Annotated in this window: 6 protein-coding genes; 2 read left to right on the top strand and 4 right to left on the bottom strand. The window is 68.0% G+C overall.

The features are described 5' to 3' along the window. The 4 genes from NQ160_RS09500 to NQ160_RS09515 all read right to left on the bottom strand — a co-directional run. Nucleotides 1-471: hypothetical protein (locus NQ160_RS09500; RefSeq protein WP_257514983.1), on the bottom strand; the 471-nt coding region annotated here is incomplete at its 3' end. A 14-nt stretch (nt 472-485) separates the two neighbouring features. Continuing rightward, nucleotides 486-1,412: a carbohydrate ABC transporter permease gene (locus tag NQ160_RS09505; protein WP_257514984.1), complete on the bottom strand. Its 927-nt coding sequence runs from the start codon at nt 1,410-1,412 to the stop codon at nt 486-488. Beyond that, nucleotides 1,409-2,344: a carbohydrate ABC transporter permease gene (locus NQ160_RS09510; protein WP_257514988.1), complete on the bottom strand. Its 936-nt coding sequence runs from the start codon at nt 2,342-2,344 to the stop codon at nt 1,409-1,411. Before NQ160_RS09510 ends, NQ160_RS09505 begins: the two co-directional genes overlap by 4 nt. 140 nt (nt 2,345-2,484) lie before the next feature. After that, nucleotides 2,485-3,780 (bottom strand): ABC transporter substrate-binding protein, encoded by a 1,296-nt coding sequence (locus tag NQ160_RS09515; protein ID WP_257514985.1) that lies wholly within the window; start codon nt 3,778-3,780, stop codon nt 2,485-2,487. A gap of 416 nt (nt 3,781-4,196) precedes the next feature. Between NQ160_RS09515 and NQ160_RS09520 the strand changes: the two genes are divergently transcribed. Both NQ160_RS09520 and NQ160_RS09525 read left to right on the top strand, forming a co-directional pair. After that, nucleotides 4,197-4,868 (top strand): DUF624 domain-containing protein, encoded by a 672-nt coding sequence (locus NQ160_RS09520; RefSeq protein WP_257514986.1) that lies wholly within the window; start codon nt 4,197-4,199, stop codon nt 4,866-4,868. 48 nt (nt 4,869-4,916) lie between these two features. Then, the coding region (locus NQ160_RS09525; protein ID WP_257514987.1) for an extracellular solute-binding protein at nt 4,917-5,692 on the top strand (776 nt) is incomplete at its 3' end.

Genomic DNA, 5,692 nt, shown 5'->3' on the forward strand with positions numbered 1-5,692 from the left:
GAGCCAGCCGGTCTGCGGCGTCCAGGCGCCGGCCGCCGCGAGCACGGCGACCGCGACGCCCGCGAGCCCCGCCCAGCCGACGACCTCGATGACCGCGCCACCGGGGAGGAACCCCGATCGCGCCAGGTCGATATCGAGCAGCAGCACGAGGGTGGCCACAAGCGACACCGCGCCGACCGCCGAACCCGGGAGCACGGCGCGGCGGACGTCCGCCCAGAAGAACTGCAGCCGCGAGTCCTCCGCCGTCACGAGACGGCGGAGGTGCCGGATGCCGGCGGCCAGCGCCGCGGGCAGGGTGACGACCGGCAGCGCGACGAGGGTCATGAGCAGGCCGACCTGCAGCACCTCGCCGAACAGCGCGAACCGGCCGGACGCGCCGGGGAACCGCGGCGGCGGCCCCTCGGTGCGCACCGGACCGGCGCCCGAGCGCTCGGCGCGCAGTGCGGCCTTGTACTCGCGACGGCTGGTCATCGTCGGCATCCTACTCAGCCCTTGAGGCCCTGCGTGGCGACGCCGTCGACGAGGAAGCGCTGGAAGACGATGAAGAACAGCAGGATCGGCAGCAGCGCGACGAACGACGCCGTCACCGTCGCGCCGTAGTCGCTCGAGGACGTCTGGTCGTTGTACAGCCGCAGCGCGATCGGGAGCGGATAGTTCTCGGGGCTCGTGAGGTACAGCAGGGGACCCAGGAAGTCGTTCCACGCCCAGATGAACGAGAAGATCGCGCACGTGATGAGGGCGGGCCGGATGAGCGGCAGGATGATCGACCAGAACACCCGGAAGTGGCCGGCGCCGTCGATCTTGGCCGCCTCATCCATGTCGCGCGGCATCTGCCGGATGAACTGCACCAGCAGGAAGACGAAGAACGCCTCGGTGGCCAGGAACTTCGGCAGCAGCAGGGGCACGAACGTGTCGACGAGGCCGAGATTGTTGAACAGGATGTACTGCGGGATGATCACGACGTGGAACGGCAGCAGCAGCGTGCCGATCATCGCGGCGAAGAGCACGCCGAGCCCCTTGAACTGCAGGCGCGCGAACGCGTAGGCGGCCAGGGCCGAGGAGATCACGGTGCCGACCACCGACAGCGCGGCCAGCACGAAGGAATTCCAGAAGAACTGGCCCATCGGCACGCCGGCGATGCCCTCCATCACCTTGGCGTAGTTGTCCAGCGTCGGGCTGTTCGGGATGAGTCCCTGGTTCTGACCGAACTCCGAGTTCGGCTTGAAGGTCGAGACGAAGAGCCACACCAGCGGGTAGAGCACGACCGCGGTGATGGTCAGCAGGGCGACGAACCAGATGATCGTCTGCCAGGTCTTGCGCTTCACGCGCCGCCGCGGAGCGGTCTTGGGGTCGGGGTCGACCTGGTTCTCGAGCTGGACGAGCGCGTTCGGGGAGGAGGAGGAAATGGTCATCGGTTGTCTCCCGAGTAGTGCACCCACGACTTCTGGGTGCGGAAGAGGATGAAGGCGATGATCGCGACGACGACCAGCAGCACCCACGCGATCGCCGCGGCGTATCCCATGCGACCGTCGGCGAAGCCCGTCTTGTAGAGATAGACGGTGATGAAGTTCGTCATGCCGGCGGGGCCGCCGGTGCCGTTGGAGATGATGTACGCCGACGCGAAGACCTGGAACGCGCCGATGAGTCCCAGCAGCAGGTTGAAGAAGATGACCGGCGACAGCAGCGGGATGGTCACGGCGCGGAAGCGGCGCCACGCGTTCGCGCCGTCCATCTCGGCCGCCTCGTACAGCTCCCTGGGCACCTGCTTGAGCCCGGCGAGGAAGATCACCATCGTGGCGCCGAACTGCCACACCGACAGCAGGATCATCATGGGCAGGATGAGACCGGGCTGGCCGATCCAGCCGCCCAGGTCGATGCCGAAGAGGTTCAGTCCGCTGTCGACCGGCCCGTCGGTGTTGAACATGGCGCGCCAGACGATGGCCACCGACACCGATCCGCCGATGAGCGAGGGCGCATAGAACGCCGAACGGAAGAAGGCGGCGCCCTTGTCACGGTAGTTGAGCAGGATGGCGACCCCGAGAGCCGCCAAGAGCGTGATCGGCGTGCCCACGAGGACGTAGATCAAAGTGATCTGCGCCGACTGCATGAAGTTGGGGTCCGCGGTGAAGAGCCGGACGTAGTTGTCCAGGCCGATCCACTTGGGCGGGGAGAAGATGTTGTAGCTCGTGAACGACAGGTACAGCGAGTACGCCATCGGAACGAGGGTGAGGCCGAAGAACCCGAGCAGCCACGGGATGAGGAAGGCGTATCCAGCGGCGGTTTCTTTGCGCGCACGTTGACGCTGGCCGGGCCGGGAGACGAGCTCGGGGCGCTGCTTGCGCATGAGACGCCGTTTGGACGACGAATCCTCGGTGACGATGACCCTGGTCGCAGTCGTGCTCACGGGTGCTCCTGAAGTGGTGAGGGGGTGGATGCAGCGGGGGCCCCGACGATGTGACCGTCCGGACCCCCGGCAGCCGTTGCTTACTGGTTGAGGACGATGTCCATCTCGCTGAAGAACTGCGCGACGGCATCCTCGACGGTCATCGTGCCGAAGTTCAGCTCGGTGCCGAGCTGGCGGAACTTCTCCTCGAGCGTGCCGTAGCCGACGATCGGAACCGGCGGGGCATCGCCCAGTCGGTCGGCGATCGACGCCTCGTAGTCGGCGACCTGCTGGCTCAGCGGGTCGAGCTCGGCCGCTGCCAGAGCGGTCTCCGAGGCGGGCAGGCCGCGGTTGGTGCCGAAGATCTCACCCGACTGCGGCGAGTTGATGAGGAAGTTCACCAGCGTCGCCGACGCCTCGGGGTGCTCGGTCTTGGCCGAGATCGCGTGCAGCATCGAAGGCTTCAGGTACAGGTCCTGCGTGCCGTCCTCGGTGACGGGCGGCTCGATGAGGCTCAGCTCGGTGTAGCCCTCGCCCAGGTTGCCCAGGTATCCGGCGCCGAAGTTGTCCCAGGTGAGCTCGCTGGCAGCACGAGCGGTGTCGAACGGGCCGAGGGGGGTGAGCTCCTCGACGAGCTGCTGAGGGAAGGAGATCCCGTCGCGCATCGCGGTGCCCTCTTCCCAGAACTCGGTGAGGCGCTCCTCGTCGAAGCCGGGCTCGCCGTCTTCGGTGAAGAGGTGGGAGCCCTCCGAGCGCAGCTGCAGCTCGAAGTTCTGGATGCGCCCGGTGTAGTCGCCGCCGCCGTAGATCTCCCCCGCGCCGGCCGCGGTGACCTCGCCCATCCAGTCCGCGTAGTCCTCCCACGAACCACCGGCGAAGTTCTCCACGCCGACCTTCTCGAGCACGACCGGGTTGGTGAACAGGCCCCATGCGTTGGTGGAGGTGGGGATCGCGTAGGTGGTGTCGTTCACGACGCCGATGTCCAGGATGTTCTGGGGAAGCGGCTCGGTCTCGATGATCTCGCCGAGGTACGGGTCGAGGTCGAGCAGCAGGTTGTTCTCGGAGTACTGGCGCAGGTACGAGTAGTCGAACTGCATGACGTCGGGCAGGCCGCCGCCGGCGGCCTCGGTCTGGCGCTTCTCCCAGAACTCGGGGAACCCCAGGAACGTCGCCTTGACCGTGATGTTCGGGTATTCCTCGTTGAAGGCCGCGATCGCCTCGTTGTAGAGCTCGGCGCGAACGTCGTTGCCCCAGAACGCCAGGTCGATGCTGACCTTCTCGTCGGGGTCGAATTCGGCCGCAGGTTCGGTTTCCCCTCCGCCGGCGCAGCCGGCGAGAGCGAGGGCCGCGCCGGTCGCGATGGCGACGGCGGTGATGGCCCGCTTTGTGCTGAACATCCTTGTCCTTCCTGGAACGTCCGTGTCCGTGGTGCTCCGCGGGACGTTCGTTGTCCGTGTGGTTGTGCGGTGTGGGCGCCGAGCCCTGCGAGAGGGCACGGGAAAGCGCTTGCCGGTTACGCTACTACGGCCGGAATCGATTGGCAAGAGATCCCGGAAGACGCTTTCCGGCTGTTGCCGGATCGTGACCCGTTACCGGTCCCAGCCCGCCCATCGTATGGGCGTGCCGCCATCGCAGCAGGCCCCGCGGGAAAGACCGGGGCCGCAGCGGCGATTCGGCGGCGGGTGGATCGGGAGGGCTGGCGGCCGAGCTCGATGGAACGATTCACCCCACGTTGACAGCGCCGCGAGTATGGGGATATCCTCCCGGGAAAACGCATTCCCACCCTGTGCGGCGATCGACGGAGATTCCCACCATGACGACATCGGCGTCCGGCCCGACCTGGGCCCTGCGTGTGCACGCCGCCTGCGACTGGGTGCTGTGGGCGATGGCGGTCAACGCACTGTGGCTCGTCTTCACGCTCGCGGGGGGTGTCGCGCTCGGGGCCGCCCCCGCGACGGCGGCCGCCGCACACCTCACGCGCCGACGCCTGCGCGGCGAGGCCTTCCCCACCCTGCGCACCTTCGCGCGCGTGTGGCGCGCCGAGTTCGTCCGGTCCAACGTCGTGCTCGGCCCTGCCCTCGCCGTCACCGCACTGCTGGCAGCCCAGGCCGCATCGGCCGCGCTGAGCGGAACCCTCGGCCGCCCGATCGGCGCCCTCACCGCCGGGGCGGCCGTGTTCGCCTTCGTGCTCACGGCCCTCCTCGCGCCGCTCTACGTGCACTACGACCTGCCGCTGCACCGCTATCTGCCGACCGCGTCGCGGTGGATGCTGCGCAATCTCGCCCCCTCCGCCCTGCTGGCAGTGGCCGCGGTGGTCACGGTGACGGCGAGTCTCGTGGTGCCCGGCCTCATCCCGCTGGTGTCGATCGGCGCCTGGCTGTCCATCAGCACCGCGCTCTGCCTGGGGTTCTTCGCGGCCAACGACCGGCTCGTCGCCGAGCAGTCGGCCCCCGCCCACTCCACGCCTTCCCCCCAGCCGGCCTGACCGCCGGCATCCGCACCTCCCCCGCACCCCAGAACGAAGGAGTTCATCATGCAACATCGCAGACGCCTGACCGCATTCGCCCTGCTCACCGCCGGAGCCGTCGCCCTCACCGGCTGCACCGGCGGTGGGGGCGGCGGTGACGCCGAAGAGTCGGCCGAGCTCGACACCCTGTCGCTCATGGTGCCGTACCTCGTCACGAACGCGCCCAGCGACGACAACGAGATCCACGATGCCCTCGAGGAGATCGCCGGCGTCGACCTCGACATCACCTGGGTGCCGAACTCGTCGTACGGCGACAAGACCAACATCACCCTCGCCGGCGACGACATCCCCCACGTGATGGTCATCCAGGGCAAGGACCCGGGTTTCGTCCGCAACGCCGAAGCCGGCGCGTTCTGGGACCTCACCGAGTACCTGGGCGACTACCCGAACCTCACCACCACCTTCCCCGAGGTGCAGCAGGCGGCCAGCGTCAACGGCAGGAGCTACGGCATCTTCCGCGCCCGTGACGTCATGCGCGCGGCGGTCATCGTGCGCAAGGACTGGCTGACGAACCTCGGCCTGGAGCTGCCCGAGACGACCGACGACCTCTACGAGGTGGCCAAGGCGTTCTCCGAGCAGGACCCCGACGGCAACGGCGTCGACGACACGTACGGCATCATCGTGCCGAAGTGGCCCGGCGCCATCGGCACGAGCAGCCCGTATGACGTCATCGAGACGTGGCACGGTGCGGGCAACCGCTGGACCGAGCGCGATGGCGAACTCGTGCCGAACTTCACCACCGACGAGTGGCTCGAAGCGGTCGACTACGAGAAGCGCCTGGT

It is taken from the genome of Microbacterium sp. zg.Y909 (genome assembly GCF_024626565.1).